We start from the raw sequence: 19,681 nt of genomic DNA, 5'->3' as shown, positions 1-19,681 counted from the left end.
TGCGGCCACCGCAATCAGGGATGAGGACAGGCAAGCGATGACCGCGGGCATCGTCGTCCAGCAACAGGTCTCCCTGCGAAAGCAATTGCCGCTGCGCCATTTTCGCCAGCTGCACGGTCCCGAGGCGCGGCACCTGTTCCATCGACAACCGGAACCGTTCGGCGATGACGCCGACCGGGAAATTCTGGCGTTCGCCCTCGGCGCCACGCTGTATGCGCCGGCGACCCGCGCCGACCTCGCCTTGACGATCAGTAAGCGGGCCGCGCGCGGCGTGTGTTCGATGGTCATCGATCTCGAGGACGCCGTTGCCGATCACGAGGTGGAATTCGCCAAACGGCAGACCGTCGCGACGCTGAATCTGCTTGCCGACAGCGAGGATCCGAATCCGCTGCTGTTCGTCCGGGTCCGGGATGCGGATACCGTCACCGAAATCGTCGAACAACTCGGCACCGGGGCGGTGGCACTGACCGGCTTCGTCTTTCCGAAATTCGACGGTGCGAGCGGTCCGAAATATCTCGACGCGCTCGAGGCGGCCGCCGAGCGGTTGGGCAGGCCCGTTTACGGCATGCCGGTGCTCGAATCGCCCGCGCTGGTGCATCGCGAGACCCGGGATCAAGAGCTGACCCAGATCGCGGCGCTGTTGGCCGAGCACCGGGAGCGGATACTCGCGGTGCGCATCGGTGCGACGGATATGTGCTCGACCTTCGGCATCCGGCGGGACCGGGATCTGACCATCTACGACGTGCGGGTGGTCGCGGATGTCATCGCCGATATCGTGAATTACCTGGGGCGTTCGGACGGTACAGGTTTCGTGATCACCGGACCGGTCTGGGAATACTTCGCCGACCACGAGCGGATGTTCCGGCCGCTGCTGCGGACCGCGCCGTTCGAGGAATCCGATGCGGTGCCGTTCCGGCGCTATCTGGTCAGTCGCGATCTGGACGGGCTACTACGTGAGATCACACTCGACCGGGCCAATGGGATCCAGGGCAAGACGGTGATCCATCCGTCGCATGTCGCGGCGGTGCATGCGCTATCGGTGGTGACGCACGAGGAGTATTCGGATGCGCTCGACATTCTGCAGGTCGATGTCGGCGGGGTGGCGGCATCCGGATATCGGAACAAGATGAACGAGATGCGGCCGCATCGCAGTTGGGCGCGTCAGACGCTGCTGCGGGCTCGTGTTTTCGGCGTCGCGAATAAGGGTGTTTCGTTCGTGGATCTATTGACGGCGTTGGTGACCGAGTGAGCGTTGATCCTTGGGCGACGACGAATTTGGGTATCGAGTTGCGGCACGAGCGGTCGCACGGCGGTGGAGCGGTGGATGTGCTGCCCGCCGAATTGCCCATCGCCACATTGATTCAGCCCGGGTTGCGGCGTAATCCACGTCGTGCGCACCTACTGGTTTCGACCGTGCTCGGGAAGCATCTGCCGACCGATCCGCGGGTGGTCCTCGGCGCGGGCAATCGGCTGGGCGATCTGGTACGTGACGCACTGGGCGAGCGTGCCGCCGTGGTGCTCGGATTCGCCGAGACCGCAACGGGTTTGGGTCATTGTGTGGCGGCGCGGATCGGGGCGGGATGCTATCTGCATTCGACCCGTCGCGAGGTGCCCGACGTGACTACGCTGACCGGCTTCGAAGAGGGGCATTCGCACGCCACCTCGCATCTGCTGCAGCCCGCACCCGCGGATATCTTCGTCAACGATCTGCCGCTGGTGCTCGTCGACGACGAGATCTCCACCGGTGATACGGCGATCGATGCGGTTCGGGCATTGCACGCGTTTTCGCCGCGTTCGCATTATGTGCTGGCGTCACTGGTGGATATGCGGACCGAGGGCGATCGCGCGCGGTTCGAGGCGGCGGCCGCGGAGTTGGGTGCGCGGATCGACACGGTGTGTTTGGCGTCGGGGCGCACCTTGCTGCCCGAGGATCTGGTCGAGACGGTGTCGTCCATGCCGGATCCGATCTTGAATCCGACTGCGGCGCAGCGTGGTTCGTTCGATCGAGTCGAGTTGCCATGGCCTGCTTCGGTTCCCGAAGGAGGTCGGCACGGGATTCTGCGGTCCGATACCGATGCATTCGAGGCGGCGGTCGTCAAGGCCGCCGAGGCGTTGCGGATCCGGCTCACCGATGATTTCGCTGGTCGGCCCGCGATTGTGCTCGGGCATGAAGAGTTGATGTATCTGCCGTTGCGGTTGGCGGCCGAGCTTGCCGATGCCGGGATTCCGACGCGGTTTCAGACGACGACTCGGTCGCCTGCATATGTGCTGGATGAGCCGGGGTATCCGTTGCGGCGTGGGTTTCGGTTCGTTGCGCCCGAAGCTGGTGAGACGCAACCGCGTTATCTGTACAACGCGCACTGGATCGAGGATGCGCTGTCGGAACTCGTCGCGCTGGGCGAGGGCCCTGCGATAGGCGATGACGTGGGCGTGTCCAACGGCGCGGCGTTGGCTCACGATGGGGCGCTGGGTGACGGCGCGGGGCTGGGTGACGGCGCGGGGCTGGGTGACGGCGCGGCGCTGAGTGATCGTGCTTGCCCTGCAGCGGAGGTCGTGGGCGACTCGGAGCTGACGGTCGCTGCCGCACCCGCGCGGCCGATCGGCGGTGAGCCGGTTCTCGTCGTAGTCATAGATGCGCCGGCGGACACCGCTGAACTACGCGCCGAAGGCGGTCTGATCGACGTGCTGACCGCATCCGGGGACGATGTCGTCCTGGCAGTGCTTCCGGGTGCGGATCCGCGGCTTTTGCATGCGGAACGGACCGATGCCGAACCGAGGGTGTTATGAGGTCGAACGCTGTGCCGGAATCGAATATCTCTCCGCAATCGGCCTTGGAACTTCCGGTTCCGCTGCACGGCCCGGCCTTCGGATCGTATGCGGCCGACGAGGTTTCCTGGCTGCTGAAGGATCTGTCCGACGTCGACCTCGAGGCCGATGTAGCCGAGCGGGAACGCCGGATCCAGTCCGGTGCCGCGCATTACGCGGAATCGCTGCCGATCGAATATCAGCCCGATGCCGCCTATCGCTCGCTGTTCGACGAGGTGCTGGCCGAGAGCGCCGAACGGCTCGCGCTCGCCGTGGCGACGGTATCCGAACTCGTTGTCGCCGAACGCGGTACCGATATCGTGCTGGTCTCGCTGGCGCGAGCGGGAACGCCCATCGGGGTTCTCATGCGGCGCTGGTTGCGGTCGCGAAGTCTCGATGTGCCGCACTATGCGGTATCGATCGTGCGCGATCGCGGTATCGATGCCGTCGCACTGGATTACCTTGCTCGGAATCATGATCCGGCCTCGGTTGTGTTCGTAGACGGCTGGACAGGCAAAGGTGCCATCACTCGCGAACTCACCGAAGCGCTGGACGCCTATCACGCCGCGGGCGGTGCCCGATTCAATGACGAACTCGCCGTGCTCGCCGACCCGGGACATTGCGTGCGCACCTACGGCACCCGAGACGACTTTTTGATCGCGTCGGCGTGCCTGAATTCGACAGTCTCCGGTTTGATTTCGCGGACCGTGCTCAATGACACGCTGATCGGACCCGGCGATTTCCACGGCGCGAAGTTCTATCGCGAACTGGCAGCCGACGATGTATCCGGTCGCCTGCTCGACACCGTGACCACCGCTTTCGACGCGGTCCGGGATCGCGTGCCCGCCGAACTGGCCGCCGTGCGCGCCGACGACCGGACACCGACCTGGACCGGCTGGGCCTCGGTCGACAAGGTGCGCGAGGAATACGGCGTCACCAGTGTGAATTTCGTGAAGCCGGGTGTCGGTGAGACGACCCGGGTGTTGCTGCGGCGGCTGCCGTGGCGGGTGCTGGTGCGTGAGGCGGACGCACCGGAACACGCGCATATCCGTCTGCTCGCCGCGGCCCGCGGTGTTCCGGTCGAGGTCGTACCCGACCTGGCCTATTCGTGCATGGGATTGATCAAGGACGTACAGCAGTAATGCATCTGAGAAAACTACGAAGACAGGCTCTGATCGCTACCGATCTCGACCGAACGATGATCTACTCGCGCAACGCTTTCCACGCCACCACCGACGTGCCGACGGTTTGTGTGGAACACCTCGAGGGCGCGCCACTGTCGTTCATGACGACCACCGCCGCCCTGCGCATGCAGACTCTGACCGAACCCGCCGCCGTCATTCCCACTACCACGCGAACCATCAAGCAGTTCGAACGTATCCAATTACCCGGCGCTCCCTGGCGATACGCGATTACCAGCAATGGCGGGAACATCCTGGTCGACGGCGTGCCGGATATGCGCTGGCGCATCGATATCGACGCGCAAGTGCGGGCGGGTGGCGCGACGTTGTCGGAGGTGAATACCGAACTGCGTGTGCGGATCGACGATTCCTGGGTCACCAAATTCCGGGTCGCCGATCATCTGTTCACCTACCTGGTGGTCAAGCCCAAGGAAGTGCCCGACGGCTTCGTCGCCGAATGGGATGCCTGGTGCCGCCCACGCGGCTGGTCCGTCTCCCAGCAGGGCCGCAAGATCTACACGATGCCCCTGGCCGTCTGTAAGAGCCACGCGGTACGTGAAGTCCGTCGCCGCCTGGTCGAAAACGGTGAACTCACCGCTGCGGCGATGACCCTCGCCGCAGGTGACGGCGCTCTCGACGCCGAAATGCTGCGTACCGCGGACTCCGCCATCCGTCCGCGCCACGGCGAACTCGAACAACTCAACTGGACCCACCCGAACCTCACCATCACCCGCGCCTCCGGAATTCTCGCGGGCGAGGAGATCATCAACTGGTTCTTGACTTCCTCCCCGCGGCTGAAGCCAGGGGATTCCAACCGGTAAGGGATGGGGTTCCTGCTTCACAGACCACCCAACAGCGAAGTCTCCACAGGCCGTACCAGCCGGTGAATCCCGTACTGCGGACCGCACTCGACCAGTAGTTGTACGTGGTCGGGCATAGTTTCCAGTTCGATGATCCACCCGCCCTGCTCGGCGGCGGTTTCCCGGATGAGTTCTTTGAGTCGTTCCTCCATCCGACCGCCGATGACGCGTCGACGGAACTTCGGGTACTACGTTTCTCCGATTACGCGCCGGACGCCACATAGCGACCCTTGCCTTGACACCGGCGACAAGGTTTAGCGTTGCCCTGACGGGTCGTGAAGGAGGTCGAATGCTGATCGGTGAGCTGGCCGAGCGTGTCGGGACGAGTACCAGGACGCTGCGCTACTACGAGGAGCACGGTTTGGTGCGGGCGCGGCGCTCGACCAGCGGCTATCGCGTCTATGACGAGTCGGAGTTGCAGGTTGTCAGCAAGATCCGGACGTTGCTGGACGTAGGCTTCGATCTCGACGATATCCGCCCGTTCGTCGCCTGCATCCGTGCCGGAAATACCTCAGGAGATGTCTGCCCGGATTCGGTGGCGACATTGCGGCGCAAACTCGACGAAGTCGAGGCGGCCATCGATCGGTTGCATGCGGTGCGATCGCAACTGCGCGACCAGCTCGACGCGGCGGCGGTGTCGCAATGAAATACGGAATCAATTACAGCACACCGTATTACGGTACGGATCCGGACCGGCTGATGGCGTTCGCGCAACATGCCGAAGCGTGCGGCTTCGAGTCGATCCTCTTGCCGGATCATATTGCGCTCTATCCGGGTGCGGCGATCGGAGCGTACGAAATGCCACCGACAACGCCGTTTCCCGATCCGCTCGATTGCTTGAGCTTCGTCGCCGCGGCCACCGAGCGGATTCTGTTGGGCACCGGTGTGCTGCTGCTGCCGTATCGGCATCCGGTGGTGCTCGCCAAGCGGCTCGCTACCATCGACCTGCTGTCCAAGGGCCGAATGCGGCTGCTGACAGTGGGACTCGGCACCTTGCCGGGTGAGGCCGCCGCGGTGGGGGTGGACTTCGCATCCCGTGGCCGCCGGGCCGATGAGGCGATCGATGTGATGCGCCTGCTGTGGGCCGGTGATGCGGATGGTGTCGACTACCACGGCGAGTTCTTCTCGTTCGACAAGCTGTGCCTATACCCGAAACCCCATGGGGGAGACCAGTTGCCGATCCATATCGGCGGATCGAGTCGGGCCGCGGCGCGGCGGGTGGGACGACGTGGCGATGGGTATTTCGCGGGCGGGATGCTGATGCCCGCCGAACGTGCGGAGCAGTGGGATCTCGCCAGGTCCACCGCCGACGCGGCGGGCCGGGATTCGGGCGCGCTGGAATACACCCGCTGGGGGTCGATGGATATGCAGCAGGATCGGGTAGACGGCTTCGCCGCACAAGGCGTGACCCGGATCATTGTCGGCGCTACCGCCTCGGACCAGGCCGTGCAGCTCGACGAAATGTCGGCCTTCGCGGCGCGTTTCGGGCTGGCGTCGAAGTTCTGACAGCACTGAGCAATACAACCGAGGCCATCTGCTCAGGACGGCCTCGGTTGTATTGCTCGGTGTCGAGGTCGGAGCGGCGGCCAGGCGTCATGCCTCCCGACACGATGTCTGCTGTTGGGAAGGCTATTCGCCGGTCCCGGCGTGCCGAGCCGCCGAAGGTAGGACCTCGGGACGATCCTCAGGTCATCCGGTTCAGTATCCGGACTGCTGAGCGCCCAATTGCTGGGTGATGACGCCGTGCAACCGCTGCAGGCCGCCGACGGTCATACCGCTCTGCAATTGTCCCTCGATGGTGCGGACCAGGGCGGAATCGCTGAGGATCTTCTCACTGGATTGAATGAGAACCGTTCCGGCGCCGGTGAAGTCGAACTGGCGCTCCTCACCGGAGTTCACCCCGAAGCGCGCCGCCCCGGCAGCGAGGAAATTGGAGACCCAGCGCTGGTCGTAGTGGTGGCTGGGCGACGGGCAATCCGCCCAGCCGACAAGGGCTTCCGGATCGACGCGCAGCGGCGGTTCGGCGAACATGACCGGGCCGTTGGAGGAGGCCAGGAACTTGCCGGTGCCGATGAGGGTGAGAAATCCGGGCACGATGGACTGATTCAGCGATAGTCCCGGCTCGAAGGCGAGCAGGTTGGCGGCACGGATGGTGAGGTTGCCGTTGTCCTCGAGGTCATAGGAATTGATGTCGTAACCGCGGTCGCCGATGATCAGCTTGCCGTGGCCCTCGGCGATCACATAGTCGCCGGTGAACAGCGGCGCGGAGAACTGCTGCGAGACCATGTGCAGCAGTCCGCCCTGCAATCCGTGGGTGAGCATCTGGAACCGCATATCGCCGTAGTAGGCGATCATCGCGCCCTTGCGCATGAACCACGGCTTGTTCAGGTCGATGCAGTAGGCGTAGCTGTTGCCCGGAAGGTTGTCGCTCTCACCGAGATTCAGCGGATTCAAGATATCGGTCATGGCTGCAACTCCGCCTCGCCGGCGCTCGGCTCCGTCGAGCCATGGGGCGCTGTGTTCATGGTTCGTTCGCTCACAACTTCTCTTCCGAGGCCTGTACGTACACGACACCCTGTCCGACGCAATGCAATTGCATCGCCTCGCCGGAACCGCGACCGACGGCATCGCGCCAGCTCAGCGCCGTCTTCAACTCGGTCTGCACATTGCCGTAGGCGGCGACGAAGGCCTGCGGATCCACCACGATCGGATTCGGCCCGCCTACCGGCAGTTCCAGGAATCCGCCGTGTGCCAGCAGCACCGCCGCGCCCTGTCCGGAGAGCTGGGTGGTGAACATGCCCTGACCGGTCAGCGCACCACTGGCCGCACCGCGCAACGCGCCCATCAGTCCGCCGCCACCACCCCCGCCGCCCGAACTCATCACGGACACAATCGAACTCTGCAGCGCGGCGGTATTGGCCAGCAGCCGCGAGGCCTCGACGCGCAGCACCGCGCCCGGCTGCATCTGCACCACATGCACTTCCAGCCCGGCGAATCCGTAGTGCACCTCGCCGTTACCGGAGGCCAGCATGGTGCGCTCGTGCTCACCGGCCATCATCCGGCCTGCCATCCGCATAATGCCGCCACCGCCCATACCGGGCGCCGCCCCCGGAATCTGGTGCGGCGCAAAGGAAATATCGCCGGTGTAGAACAGCATCGCGCCGTTGCGCGCGACCACGCCGCCCGCCATCCCGACGTCGACCTTGACGACCTTGCCGTTGACCTTCTCGAACATCGCTGGCTCCCTTACCGTTCCGCCGGCTGGATCAACACCAGGCCCTGGCCGTCGAAGCGCAGCGAGAACGCCTCCCCGGCATCCTGGCCGACGAAGGTGCGCCACGAAACATCGGTCACGAACGACTGATTCAGATTGCCCCGGCAGGCCACGAAGGCATCCGGATCGACGACCAGCGGATACTGCGGTGAAACCTCCAGGTGGATCAGCGGCCCGCCCGCCGAGAGCAGTGCGACCTGACCCTGTCCGGTCACCGTGGTGGTGAACAGACCGGCACCCGACGACGCACCGCGCACGCCGGCGAAACGCACGTCGGTGCGCAGATTTCCGGCGAAGCACAGCAGTTGCTGCGATTCGACCTGCAGTGTCTCGTTATTCAGATTCACCACGGTCACATGCTGACCATTGACCGCGAAGAAGACCCGGCCGTTGCCGCTGCATTCCATCAGCGACAGTTTCTCGCCCGTGGCACGCCGCTTGAGCCCGGCGAGTACGCCGTCGCCGCCGCCGAAACCGGCCGACTTGAACTGCACATTTCCTTCGTAGGCGACCATCGAGCCGGAAATCGCCCGGATACTCGATCCGGCGAGGTGTGCCTCGATCACCTTTTTCGACTGCTCGAACAGTTGCGCCATAGGGAGTTTGCCTGCTGTCTCGTAGGGGAACACGGGTTTATCGCCCGCCATTCCGACTGCGTTTCGCCACCCTAACCGATCTTGGAGTACCTGTATGGGCCACGGCGAGGAGTTACTTCGGATCGTGTTCGGCACGTTTCTCGTAGAGTGGCACCGTACGCACCGACAAGCGAAGGGTCGAACTTGTCCGCAACACTCGCCAAGGGTCAGAATGGCCCGCTGGCCGCCAATGACGTGGTGATCTCCGTCCAGCTGACCGCGCCCGCGGATCTGTCCGCGCTATTGGTCACCGAGTCGGGGAAGGTCCGTTCCGACGCGGACTTCGTCTTCTTCAATCAGCCCAATGGCCCCGGGGTGAATCTGCTGCCCGCACCGGCCGGGCAGTCCGCGTCGCTCGCGGTATCGCTGAATGCGGTGCCCGCGGATATCGCGCAGATCCGCGCGGTGATCACCCTGGACGACGCGACCAGCAATTTCGGCCGCTTTCCCGCGCCGACGGCGATCGTGTCGGATTCGGCGGGCAATCAGTTGTACGAGTACCGCATCGACGGTTTGAACTCCGAGTCGATCGTTATCGCACTCGAGCTGTACCGGCGCCAGAGCGAGTGGAAGGTGCGCGCGGTCGGCCAGGGCTACGCGGGTGGTTTCGCGGCGCTGGTCACCGATCACGGCGTCACCGTCGACGAGTCTCCGGCCGCGACGCAGGTCCCGCCGCCACCGGCCTACCAGCCGGCCCAGCCCGCGCCCGGCTACCCGCCGCCACAGCCCGCGCCCGCGACGCAGCAGCAGCCGCAGTACCCGCCGCCACAGCAGGGCTACCCCCAGGGCGCACCCGGTTACCCGCCGCCCGGCCAGGGGTACCCGCCCCCGCCCGGACCCGGTGGTTACCCGCCGCCCGCGCCCGGCCAGCCCGGTCCGGGGCAGGGCTATCCGCCGCCCGTCCAGCCCGCCGCGCAGCAGCAGCCACCCAGCGAGATCAGCCTCAGCAAGGATCGTCCGGTCAGCCTGGTCAAGGGGCAGCGGGTCACCCTGCGCAAGGAGGGCGGCGCCGCGCTGACCTTCGTGAAGATGGGTCTGGGCTGGGATCCGGTGCGCAGCCGCGGCATGTTCGGCAACCGGACCGTCGATATCGACCTCGACGCGTCGGTGGTGATGTTCGCCGATATGAACGTGGTCGATGTCGCCTACTACGGCCAGCTGACCTCCAAGGACGGCTCGATCCGGCACCAGGGCGACAACCTCACCGGTGAGGGCGAGGGCGACGACGAGGTGATCCTGGTCGATCTGACCCGCATCCCGGCGCACGTCAGCACGCTGGTGTTCATCGTGACCTCCTATAAGGGCCACACCTTCGAACAAGTCCAGAATGCGTTCTGCCGCTTGGTCGACGGCGCCAACAACGGCGAGCTGGCCAGGTACACCTTGGCAGGCGGAATGCCGTTCACCGCGATGGCGATGGCCAAGCTGTTCCGCGTCGGCAGCGATTGGAAGTTGCAGGCACTCGGCGAAGGCTTCCAGGCCAAACATCCCGGTGAAGCGGTGCCACAGCTGGGCCGGTTCCTGGGTAATTGATACTGCACGAAATAGCGGGGCGGACAACGTGATTCAGCTGAAGGCCGGTCAGAATATGGTGCTGACCGGCGATATCGTTCGATTCAGCGCGAAAGCCGGGGCTGCCCTGGACGTTTCGGCGCTGGTGGTGGCGGAGAACCTGCGGGTCTTCGATACCGGCGATTTCGTGTTCTACAACCAGGCCGAGACCGCGGGGGTGACGCTGTCCGAGGACGGCGTCACCATCCGGCTCGCCGAGGTGCGCGCCGACGCCAAGGCGGTGCTGCTGGTGGTCAGCGCCGATCCGGCCGCGCCCGCGCGGGCGCACGGGCTCGGTGCGGTCACCGCCGAACTCGCCGTGCACGATATCGCTACAGCGGAATTCGCGATCAGTCCGTCCGCAGGGGAGACCGCGCTGATCTGCCTCGAGGTGTATCGGCGCGGAACCGACTGGAAGCTGCGCGCGGTCGGTCAGGGCTATGCGGGTGGGCTCGCCGTGCTGCTCACCGCGCACGGCGTCGAGGTCGACGAACCGGCGACGCCGCAGTCCGGGCAACACAGCGCGGCCGATCTGCGGGAAGCCGAACCGGTCGGTACTGCCGGGCGGGCCAGCGGTCAGGACACCATCAGCGGTCCCGGCGACTCCCGTGCCGCCGGCCCGGCGCCGCTCGAGGTTGCGCACGGACTCGAACGACTGTGGATGATCTTCGAGGATGCCGCGCGCTCGGCCGCCGCACTCATCTCCGCGCGTGATTACGCCATGCAGCGGCTGGATCAGGAACTGTCCGCGGCGGTTTCGGATCCGGCGACCAGGAACACCCCCGCAGCCGAGGAGGCCAGGCAGACCGCACAGCGTCGCTGTGACGATCTGATCGCCACCGCGGAAGGTAGTCACCTGCGCGATAGCGAAGCGCTCATGCGCGAACTCGCCGATGCCGATCGGCAACTGCCGCCGTCACTTGCGTCCTGGGATTCGCCCGCCTGGGACGGGGCGCCGATGCCGAGCGACGGCATCCGACTCGGCGAGCTCTATGCGAATGAGCGTGGGCCGCTGCGGATTCCATACTGCGTACCGGTTCCGCTGACCCGTCCGCTGTGGATCGATACCGAATCCACCGCCGCGGCGACCCCGGTCGTCGGCGCGGTGCTCGCACGGCTGCTCGCGGCCGATCCCGGCCGGCGCACGCTGGTCGACATGATCGATCTGACCGGTGCGTTCGGCCAGCTCGTCGGTCCGCTGACCCCGGTGCTGAACGGACCGCCGATCACCGATTTCGGCGATATCTCGGCGCGGCTGCAGACCCTGGTCGAGGCCGCCGACCTGGCCGATTTGGCCTATTCCAGCGGGAATTTCACACCGCCGGTCGAGCACCGGGTTTTGCTCGCCGCGGACTTCCCGCACGGGTACCAGACCGCGGACGCGCAGCGCATCGCGACACTGCTGGTGCGTGGCGATCTGATCGGACTGTCCACGGTGATCGTCGGCAGCGACGAATCCGAGTCCAGCGACGGCACGGTGGCGATGCTGTCCCAAGCCTGTCGTCATCTGCCGACGGTGGACGGCACCCCGCTGTTCGATCCGTGGACCGGCAGCGCGTGGCAGCTGGATCTGGACCTGCTGCCACGGGAACCGGCCAGGCAGGCGCGCTTCCTGCGCACCAGTTGAGCCGACCCTTTCGAGCGACCTGCAAGCAGTCGCTAGCGGCCGAGCACAGCCCGCGGCCGCAGTGCCTCCGGCAGCCAGGGCAGGAGCGGGTCCGGTGCGCGATCGACGACGCCGCCGACCGGATCGTCGACGAAATCGCGCCGGACCAGATCCTCCTCCGGACGGTAGATCTGCCGAATGATCAAGGCGCACAGCGCGAGTACCGCGATATCGCGCAGCAGTACAGTGCCGGTGAACCACTGCTCGGGCAGACCCTTGCGGTCCAGGCCGAGGTAGTAGAACATCCGCGGCACCCAGACCAGTGCGTCGATGGTCATCCAGGCCAACAGAATTCGGCGATGCGGCAGCGCGAGTACCGCCAGCGGCACCAGCCACAGCGAATACTGCGGGCTCCACACCTTATTGGTGATCAGGAAGGCGGCGACGACCAGGAAGCACAGCTGGGCCAGGCGCGGTCGGCGCGGGGCGGTGAGCGCGATATAGGCGATCGCCGCACAGGCCGCGACGAATACCAGCAGCGACACCAGATTCAGGACGGTCGGCTGTTCGGAATGTCCGATCTCGCCGTCGAATCCGGCCCAGCCGGTGAACGAGGTGATGACGTTGTAGATGGAATCCGGGTCGGCATGCCGAGTGGTGTTGAGCCGGAAAAACTCCCGCCAGCCATTCGGGTACAGCAGCGCAATCGGCAGATTCACGACCAGCCAGGTGCCCGCAGCGGCTGCGACGGTCAAGGCGGCCGCGCCCAGCGGTCGGGCGCTGAGAAACTGCATGCGATACGGGGTTTCGCGCAGCCAGGTCATCGCGGTGCGCCCGCTGTCGATATCGCTCAACCGGAGTCCGAGCCGGGCGCTCGGCACCCGCTGCAGTGGATCGGCGCGCAGGCACAACACCACGATCGGCCCGAGCAGCAGCAGCGGATAGAGCTTTGCCGCGCCGCCCAGTCCGAGCAGCAGGCCCGCGAGCAGCGGTCGTCGGCGGGCCCAGGCGAGTAGGCCGGTGGCGGCGAAAGCCGTTGCGAGCGCGTCGAAATTGGTGAACGCGTGCACGATCACCAGTGGCGAACAGGCGACCAGCGCGGCATCCCAGATCCGTCGCCCTGCCAATTGCGCCGAGGCCCACACCGTGACCAGCCAGGCGAAGGCCAGACCGGCCGCGACCACGTTGAAGTAGATGACCACCTGCAGCGCACCGGGCAGCGGGGAGGCATCCCAGGTCTTGGCGACCTGCATCGACGCGTACTGATAGAGCCCGGACAGCACCGGGTACTCCATGTACCGGGTCTCGCGGCCGCCGTCCGAGGTCTGCTCGGTCCATTCCTTCTTGTACGGGAAGGCGCCCTCGTTCAAACGCTCCGCGCCGTAGAGCGGCACGGTATCCGAGTAGCACATGGCGATGTACTGGCGGCCGTTGTTCCAGTCGAGGGTGAGCGAACCGTCGGACGTGGTCGTCTGCTGGATGCAGCCCGCCTTGCTCGCCCAGCCGAGTGCGAGGAAGACCAGCGCGAAGGCGAGCAGCACCCGCATCGGGGTCCAGAACCGGACCCGGCCGATGAGCGCGTGGTCACCGACCGGGCCGCCGACGACCGTGCTGAGCTGCGCGGTCAGGGAATCGTTGCGGCTGGGCCGATCTCGGCCGTCGGCCGAGCGCAGATCCGGCGCCAGCGGCGCGGGCGCGACATAGTGCCCACGCGCGTCATATGCCGGTGTGCTCTGCGCTGCACCGGACTGCATCCCAGTGGGCTGCGGCGCGCTCCCGTTCGTCCGCCCGTCCGCGAGGTGCTGTTCGGTCACGCCATCCGAGAGTACCGGCCGCGAGGTGCGCCGCCTGGACCGAGTGGTACTGAGTGCCCAATGCGTATCGTTCTCGATGCGGCTGCTGCAGCTGATCGAACTGCTATGCGGCGTTTTTAGCGGTGATAGCATCGTATTGATCAACTGTCGGAGGGGCAGTTGATCATCACAAGAGGGGTGGGAATGTTCACGAAAGTCATGGCTACCGTGGCCTTGGTCGGCGCAGCGCTCGTCGGATTCGCGGGTAATGCCTCAGCGGGGTACCCGTCGTATTCGGAATGCTTGACCTGGGCCGGGGTCCGCGATAGGTGTGTTCAGATATCGGACGGCTCATATGTCGTCTTGAAGGGCTACGGTTCCTACACCGAATGTCTCAGTTGGGCTGGGGTGCAGGACAAGTGCTACCAGGATCCGAATGGGTTCTGGTACATCACGAGCGTCTGATCCAACAACGTCGGGAAGCTCTGGCCAGCCGCAGTGAGCTGGCCAGAGCTTTTCGCTCTAGCGGCTCCGGGTCGGTTGACTGCCGTTACCGGTGCCACCGGATTGGGGCGATCCGGTGGTCGTCGGCATCGAACCGTCGGAGTTCGCCGTCGGCTGTCCGGGCAGCGGCGTCGACTCCGGCTGCTGCTGTTGTTGTTGCGGCTGGCGCTGCTGCGTCTGTGGTTGCACGCCGGGTACCTGGATCGGTCCGAAGGGGGTGTCGATCGTATTCGGGACGATCTGGATCGGCGGCAGTAGCGGCGCCTCCGTGGTCGACGGCGGGGTGAACGGTGCGGACCATGCGGGCACACCGGCCTGGCCCTTGATCGGGGCCGGCTTCGGGAAGGTTTCCTTGGGGGTGCCGTCCAGGGCGCCGTCCATGGTGGCTTTCCAGATATCCGAGGGCAGACCGGAGCCGTAGACCATGCCTCCGCTGTAGTTGCGCAGCGGCGAGTTATCGATCGAGCCCACCCACACCGCGGTGGACAGCGATGGGGTGTAGCCGACCATCCAGGCGTCCTTGTTCTCGCCGGTGTCGAGCAGCTGGGCGGTACCGGTCTTGGTCGCCGACTCGCGGCCGTTGGCCAGGTTGTGATTGCGCGACCACGCTGCGATCGGCTTCATCGCGTCGGTGACGTTGTCCGCGACCGCCGACGAGACCCGCTGTTCACCGGCCACATCGCCGCGGTCGAGCAGCACCTGTCCGTCGGCGCTCACCACCTTGGTGACGAAGTGCGGAGCGTGGTAGACGCCGGAGGCGGCCAGCGTCGCGTAGGCCGAGGCCATATCGAGCACCCTGGCCTGGTACTGACCGAGCACGATGCCGTTGTTCGGCGCGGAACCGTCCGGCTCGACCAGGCTCTTGCCGACGCCCGGAATGGTCTCCGGAATGCCGAGCTTGTGCGCCATATCAGCGATCTTCTGCGGACCGTTCTGCATATCCAGCTCCATGCGGTAGAAGCTGGTGTTCAGCGAGCGCTTGAGCGCCTCGGCGATGGTGCAGGTGCCGCACTGTTCGCCTTCGACGTTCGTGATCTTGATGCCGTTCACGGTGATCGGCGAACTGTCGTACATCTCCGACAGCGGTTTGCCCAATTCCAGGTTCTCCGCGAGACCGAAGACCTTGAACGAGGAGCCCGGCTGCAGACCGGCATTGGCGAAGTCGTAGCCCTGACCGTCGTCGCCGCCGTAGTAGGCGCGCACCGCACCGGTCTTCGGATCCACCGAAACCACTGCGGCGCGCAGTTTTTCCGGTTCGCCCTGCATCTTCTTCTGCGCGGCGTCGACGGCGGCCTGCTGTGCCTTCGGATCGATCGTGGTGGTGATCGACAGACCAGCCGTGTTGAGCTGCTGCTCGCTGATGCCCGCGGCCGCCAACTCCTTGAGTACCTGGGTCTTGATCAGGCCCTCGGGGCCCGTGTCCAGGCCCTTGTCCTTGGTGGTGTTCACCGGGACCACCTGCGGGTACTGCTGGCCCTGGCGCTCTTCGGCCTTCAGATTGCCGCCGGAGACCATGCCGTCGAGCACATAGTTCCAGCGGAACTTCGCGCCCTCGGGATTCTTCTCCGGATCCAGGCCGGAGGGCTGCTGGATGGTGGCGGCGAGCACCGCGCCCTCGGCCACGGTGAGCTCCGAGACCGGCTTGGCGAAGTAGGCCTTGGCGGCGGCATCGATGCCGTACGCACCGCGACCGAAGTAGATGGTGTTGAGGTAGGCGGCAAGGATTTCGTCCTTGCTCCACTGGCGCGCCATCTTCGCCGAGATGACCAGCTCGTGCAGCTTGCGAGACAGCGAGTGTTCGTCACCGACGAGCGCGTTCTTCACGTACTGCTGGGTAATGGTCGAGCCACCGCCCGCGCTCTCCTTGTTGAGGGCTTGATCCCGGGCCGCGCGCATGAAGCCGGAAACCGAGAAGCCCGGGTTGGTGTAGAAGTCCCGGTCCTCGGCCGCGATCACGGCGTTGCGTACGTGCGGCGGAATCTGATCGATGGTGACGTCGGTGCGGTTGCCCTCCGGGGGTACGACCTTGCTGATCACCGTGGTGCCGTCGCTGGCGAGGATATTCGCGACCTGGTTGGTTTTGAGGTCACCCGGCTGGGGTACCGAAACCGTGGTGTAGGCGATCAGGAAGACCGTGCTCGGCAAAATGATGGACAGGGCTAGCAGGACGTAGATGACCCGGCGCACGATCCGCCACGGCGACTTCTTCTTCGCACCGGGACGACGACCGCCCGGTCCGCCCGGACCACCGTTACCGCCAGTGCGGCGCGGCGGCGGTCCCGAGGGCGGCGCGCCCGCGGTCGCCCGGCGCTCGCCGGTGGTGGGGCCGGAGCCGTTGGGGCGCCGCGCACCAGGGCGATCTTGACCGGGGCGATCCTGGCCGGGCCGCGGGCTGGCCGGTCGGGGACCGGTGGGCGGGGCCGTGCGGCGGTTGCGCTCGGCTACGGCGTCGGTCAGCGAACCGGGCTGCCGATTCGGGCGCGCGATCTTCTGCGTGGACTGCGCGCCGGGCGGGGCGTTATCGGGTAGTGGCCTGCCCTGCGGCGGACGGCCCTGCGGCGGCGGACCCGGTCGACGCGGCGGCTGCGGACCGCGCGGCTCACCGGGGTACCCGCCCTGCGGTGGCCGCGGACCACCGGGACCGGGGCGACCGGGTGGGGGACCGGCCGGTCGCTGACCGGGATACGGGTTCGGAGGCTGAGGTGAACTTCGCTGAGTGCGGCCGCCGTGCGGTTCATCGCCGTAGGGGGAAGTCTCGTAGGGCGAATTCACTGACAAGATCTCCATAACTCGTAAGGGTCTGCGGGGCGCGGTGCGGCGATTATCGCCGCGGCGGACGCGTCGAGGCTCCGCGTGTCACCCGACGGGCAGATGACCTGGCACATCATTCGGCTGCGCTGCGCCGGTTGGCCCTGGTGCCCGAGCGCCGCCGCGTGGGCGACGGAGCGGTACCGAGCACATAGGACTGCACCAAATGATTCCAGCTGCAGCTCCGGCATACCTCGACGACATGGACCGAGAACTCCTCGCGAGTCTCGGCGAGGCGTATCAATTCCTCTGGTGTGCGAGCCGAACCCGCCATCGGGCCGACGCCGTCGCCGTAGACCCAGGATACGAGCGTCAATTGCTCTTTCCGGCAGATCGGGCATGTGACCTCGCTCCCCCGACCGTGGAACTTCGCCGCACGTAAAAGGTAGGGATTGGCATCACAAACCTCGGCGACATCGACACGGCCCGCATAGACGTCAGCGAGCAGCGACCGACGCTTGAGAGCGTAGTCGACCACCTGTCGCTGAATTCGCACGAGAACCAGAGTAGCGGGGCCGCGCGCGGGCCGCGCTGGGCTGTGCGGGATCGACCGACCGGTATTCATGGTTGAACTGGGTCGTTACCGGCGTCGGCGGATTACGATTCTCCCGTGTCCCCCGCTACATCCGGGCGGTCAACGGCAGCATCCGGACGTATGCGAGCGCGTGACCTCGACCGTGCCAACGCGTCCAGTGTGCTGGATGCGGCCTATGCCGAAGGGCAGCTCGGCGCCGATGAATACCGCGACCGTACCGCGCGGGCCGAGACCGCCAAGACCATCGCCGATCTGGACCGGCTCACCCGCGATCTCCAGGTCCCTTCGGCGGTGCGCGATCTGGTGCCGGGTGCACCGACACCGACGCGAAACCCCTTGCGCCGCCCCGGATCCACGGGCCGTTATCCCGATCACACCCGAGCCCGCGACGCCGATCGCGACACAACTGGGCAGCTACTCGACAGCGCCCGCCGGGATGGTCAGCTCACCGAAGAGGAGCATCGGACTCTCGGCGAATTGGCGCAAGGGGCCAAGACTCTCGGCGATTTGGCCGATCTGGTCGATGACTTGCAACGGCCGACCGATGCGCCGTTGCCGCCGGCGCCACCTCGATCGAATCGCCGGCGCTGGTATGTGATCTGTGTGACCGCCGCGTCGGTCTGTGCCGCCGTTGCCGCTTTCGCGCTGACCAGCGGTGCCGCGGCGTCGGATGCGCCACCCGTCGCGCAGGTCGGCGCCGCGGTGCCCGATCTCGGTGCGGTGCAACCGGTGGTGGTCGCGACGCCGAATCTGCTCACCCGCGAAGGGGTTACGCACTTCCTGGCGAAGTACCGGGAGAAGTTCGGTGATCTGCAGGCCGATGAGCTGACCATGTTCGGCGATTACGCCACGGTTGCGCGCGCGGTACCCGGTCAGTCGAATCGGCAGGTCCGCTACGACTACCGCGGCGGATTCGCGCAGAGTGGTGGCCCCGTCAGTCGCAAGACCGATACGCCCGCCGCCGATCTGGCGCAGCTGAACGTCGCCGCTCTGTCGGACTTACTGGCAACCGCGCCCACCGCGTTGAAGGTGCCGAACGGAGTTGTCACGCATATGGATATGGAAGTCGACGCCACCGGTACCTATAGCTCTTTCGGCATCGCGAAGGGTGCGACCATCGTGCGGATCTTCGCGGGCAACCAATTCAACGAATCCGGGTACTACCTGCTCACTCCCGCGGGGCAGGTTGTTCGCGCCTGGCCGTTCCAGGGGTGATGGTCGATGACGACGACGCGCTATGGCGGAATCCGGGCCCGCGATACCGATCGGGCCGATGTCTGCGGACTGCTCGACGCGGCGCTGGCCGACGGTCAGCTCATCGATGACGAACACGCCGAACGCACCGCGCGGGCCATGCGCGCCAAGGCATTCGGTGAGCTGGACGAGCTGATCGGCGATCTGCAGATTCCACGGAATCTGGTCGATGCTCCGGTGATTCGAGTCGATCGCCGTCGACCGCGGCGCTGGCTCGCGCCGGTGGCGTTCATCGCCGGTGCGGCGGTCATCGGTGCGGCGGTGGGCGGCATCGCGAGCTGCGCTTCGGGCGGCTCCGGACCGCTCGGGTGGTCGGAGCATGTGCCGGTGCTCACCACGGGGAGCGGCCTCGCGTACTTCATCGATGAATATCGCGCCGAGTTCGGCGATACGAAGGTGGACGAGGTCACCCTGTATCCCGACTACGCGCTCTTCGAGCGGCAGGCGGCAGGCGATCCGACCGAGACCGTGCGATATCGCTACGACGGCAGATTCCACGACTACACCACCAACAATGGGCGCAAGGCCGATGTGCGCACCTTCGATCTCGCGAGCATCGATCTGCGTGCCATCGCCGGGCTGCTGGCCGGTGCGCCGCAGTCGATCAAGACGCCGGGCGGCGTCATCACGCACGCCTCGATCGAATTCCCGCCGGGTCGTAGTGATTCGGACGCCGCTGTGTCGATCTACGCGAAGAACCAAGCGGGTGCGACTGGTTATCTGACGGCGACGGTGACCGGGGAGCCATTGCAGGTCTTCCCGCCCAGTCGCTGACGAGGCGCCGCGACCCGGTGCGGAGGTAATTCATTGGCCCGCCGCAATCGGGCGCGCTAGCATCCCTTGTTCGAATTCGACCTGATGTGCAGCCCGAGGAG

At 66.0% G+C, this 19,681-nt stretch carries 17 protein-coding genes and 1 pseudogene; 11 read left to right on the top strand and 7 right to left on the bottom strand.

What is annotated here, in order from left to right; all coding sequences use genetic code 11:
* The first annotated feature begins 37 nt into the window (after window positions 1-37).
* From ACIBW7_RS01140 to ACIBW7_RS01125, 4 genes are read left to right on the top strand one after another with little or no spacing between them, the layout of a single operon-like run.
* Window positions 38-1,249, top strand: coding sequence for an HpcH/HpaI aldolase/citrate lyase family protein (locus ACIBW7_RS01140; protein WP_397042889.1), 1,212 nt, complete (start codon window positions 38-40; stop codon window positions 1,247-1,249).
* A complete protein-coding gene (locus ACIBW7_RS01135; protein WP_397042888.1) occupies window positions 1,246-2,787 on the top strand; it encodes a phosphoribosyltransferase family protein in 1,542 nt (513 codons plus the stop codon). The genes ACIBW7_RS01140 and ACIBW7_RS01135 overlap by 4 nt, the downstream gene beginning before the upstream one ends.
* Entirely contained in the window at window positions 2,784-3,947 is a 1,164-nt protein-coding gene (locus ACIBW7_RS01130) for a cysteine protease StiP family protein (RefSeq protein WP_397042886.1), read from the top strand. Before ACIBW7_RS01135 ends, ACIBW7_RS01130 begins: the two co-directional genes overlap by 4 nt.
* On the top strand, window positions 3,947-4,807 hold the full coding sequence (locus ACIBW7_RS01125) for an HAD family hydrolase (protein ID WP_397042884.1): 861 nt from the start codon (window positions 3,947-3,949) through the stop codon (window positions 4,805-4,807). The genes ACIBW7_RS01130 and ACIBW7_RS01125 overlap by 1 nt, the downstream gene beginning before the upstream one ends.
* A 41-nt stretch (window positions 4,808-4,848) precedes the next feature.
* Here ACIBW7_RS01125 and ACIBW7_RS01120 read toward each other — a convergent pair.
* A pseudogene (locus tag ACIBW7_RS01120) lies at window positions 4,849-5,031 on the bottom strand (transposase); the annotation flags it as partial.
* A gap of 104 nt (window positions 5,032-5,135) precedes the next feature.
* Here ACIBW7_RS01120 and ACIBW7_RS01115 point away from each other — a divergent pair.
* Window positions 5,136-5,492, top strand: coding sequence for a MerR family transcriptional regulator (locus ACIBW7_RS01115; protein WP_397042883.1), 357 nt, complete (start codon window positions 5,136-5,138; stop codon window positions 5,490-5,492).
* Window positions 5,489-6,352, top strand: a complete 864-nt coding sequence (locus ACIBW7_RS01110; RefSeq protein WP_397042881.1) for an LLM class F420-dependent oxidoreductase — start codon at window positions 5,489-5,491, stop codon at window positions 6,350-6,352. Before ACIBW7_RS01115 ends, ACIBW7_RS01110 begins: the two co-directional genes overlap by 4 nt.
* A gap of 192 nt (window positions 6,353-6,544) precedes the next feature.
* Here ACIBW7_RS01110 and ACIBW7_RS01105 read toward each other — a convergent pair whose 3' ends face one another.
* The 3 genes from ACIBW7_RS01105 to ACIBW7_RS01095 all read right to left on the bottom strand — a co-directional run bounded on the left by ACIBW7_RS01105 (window position 6,545) and on the right by ACIBW7_RS01095 (window position 8,716).
* On the bottom strand, window positions 6,545-7,312 hold the full coding sequence (locus ACIBW7_RS01105) for an AIM24 family protein (RefSeq protein WP_327094945.1): 768 nt from the start codon (window positions 7,310-7,312) through the stop codon (window positions 6,545-6,547).
* 70 nt (window positions 7,313-7,382) lie between these two features.
* Window positions 7,383-8,081, bottom strand: coding sequence for an AIM24 family protein (locus tag ACIBW7_RS01100; protein ID WP_397042878.1), 699 nt, complete (start codon window positions 8,079-8,081; stop codon window positions 7,383-7,385).
* A gap of 11 nt (window positions 8,082-8,092) precedes the next feature.
* Window positions 8,093-8,716 carry an AIM24 family protein gene (locus ACIBW7_RS01095; protein WP_040697553.1) on the bottom strand — a complete coding sequence of 208 codons (624 nt, stop codon included), beginning with the start codon at window positions 8,714-8,716 and terminating at the stop codon, window positions 8,093-8,095.
* A gap of 183 nt (window positions 8,717-8,899) precedes the next feature.
* Here ACIBW7_RS01095 and ACIBW7_RS01090 point away from each other — a divergent pair, with 183 nt between their 5' ends.
* Window positions 8,900-10,288 carry a TerD family protein gene (locus tag ACIBW7_RS01090; protein ID WP_397042876.1) on the top strand — a complete coding sequence of 463 codons (1,389 nt, stop codon included), beginning with the start codon at window positions 8,900-8,902 and terminating at the stop codon, window positions 10,286-10,288.
* Window positions 10,289-10,316: 28 nt separating this feature from the next.
* On the top strand, window positions 10,317-11,933 hold the full coding sequence (locus ACIBW7_RS01085) for a TerD family protein (RefSeq protein WP_397042874.1): 1,617 nt from the start codon (window positions 10,317-10,319) through the stop codon (window positions 11,931-11,933).
* Window positions 11,934-11,965: 32 nt separating this feature from the next.
* On the opposite strand, the gene ACIBW7_RS01080 is transcribed toward ACIBW7_RS01085, so the two are convergent.
* Complete coding sequence (locus ACIBW7_RS01080; RefSeq protein ID WP_397044115.1) at window positions 11,966-13,666, bottom strand: glycosyltransferase family 87 protein; 1,701 nt, start codon at window positions 13,664-13,666, stop codon at window positions 11,966-11,968.
* Window positions 13,667-13,909: 243 nt separating this feature from the next.
* On the opposite strand from ACIBW7_RS01080, the gene ACIBW7_RS01075 reads away from it, so the two are divergent.
* Window positions 13,910-14,170: a hypothetical protein gene (locus ACIBW7_RS01075; RefSeq protein ID WP_397042872.1), complete on the top strand. Its 261-nt coding sequence runs from the start codon at window positions 13,910-13,912 to the stop codon at window positions 14,168-14,170.
* A gap of 57 nt (window positions 14,171-14,227) precedes the next feature.
* Here ACIBW7_RS01075 and ACIBW7_RS01070 read toward each other — a convergent pair whose 3' ends face one another.
* Both ACIBW7_RS01070 and ACIBW7_RS01065 read right to left on the bottom strand, forming a co-directional pair.
* The gene (locus tag ACIBW7_RS01070) at window positions 14,228-16,366 is read right to left on the bottom strand and encodes a transglycosylase domain-containing protein (protein ID WP_397044113.1); all 2,139 of its coding nucleotides are present in this window, start codon (window positions 16,364-16,366) and stop codon (window positions 14,228-14,230) included.
* 727 nt (window positions 16,367-17,093) lie between these two features.
* Window positions 17,094-17,513 carry a DUF5318 domain-containing protein gene (locus ACIBW7_RS01065; protein ID WP_397042871.1) on the bottom strand — a complete coding sequence of 140 codons (420 nt, stop codon included), beginning with the start codon at window positions 17,511-17,513 and terminating at the stop codon, window positions 17,094-17,096.
* A 159-nt stretch (window positions 17,514-17,672) separates the two neighbouring features.
* Between ACIBW7_RS01065 and ACIBW7_RS01060 the strand changes: the two genes are divergently transcribed.
* Both ACIBW7_RS01060 and ACIBW7_RS01055 read left to right on the top strand, forming a co-directional pair.
* Window positions 17,673-18,767, top strand: a complete 1,095-nt coding sequence (locus ACIBW7_RS01060; RefSeq protein ID WP_397042869.1) for a DUF1707 domain-containing protein — start codon at window positions 17,673-17,675, stop codon at window positions 18,765-18,767.
* Between the two features lie 6 nt (window positions 18,768-18,773).
* Window positions 18,774-19,580 carry a DUF1707 domain-containing protein gene (locus ACIBW7_RS01055; RefSeq protein WP_397042868.1) on the top strand — a complete coding sequence of 269 codons (807 nt, stop codon included), beginning with the start codon at window positions 18,774-18,776 and terminating at the stop codon, window positions 19,578-19,580.
* The last annotated feature ends 101 nt before the right edge of the window (window positions 19,581-19,681 follow it).

The organism is Nocardia sp. NPDC049526, assembly GCF_044465765.1.
In the GTDB taxonomy this organism is placed as follows: Bacteria; Actinomycetota; Actinomycetes; order Mycobacteriales; family Mycobacteriaceae; genus Nocardia.
Note: the sequence above shows the minus strand (reverse complement) of the source record. Positions and strands in the feature narration are given on the sequence as shown.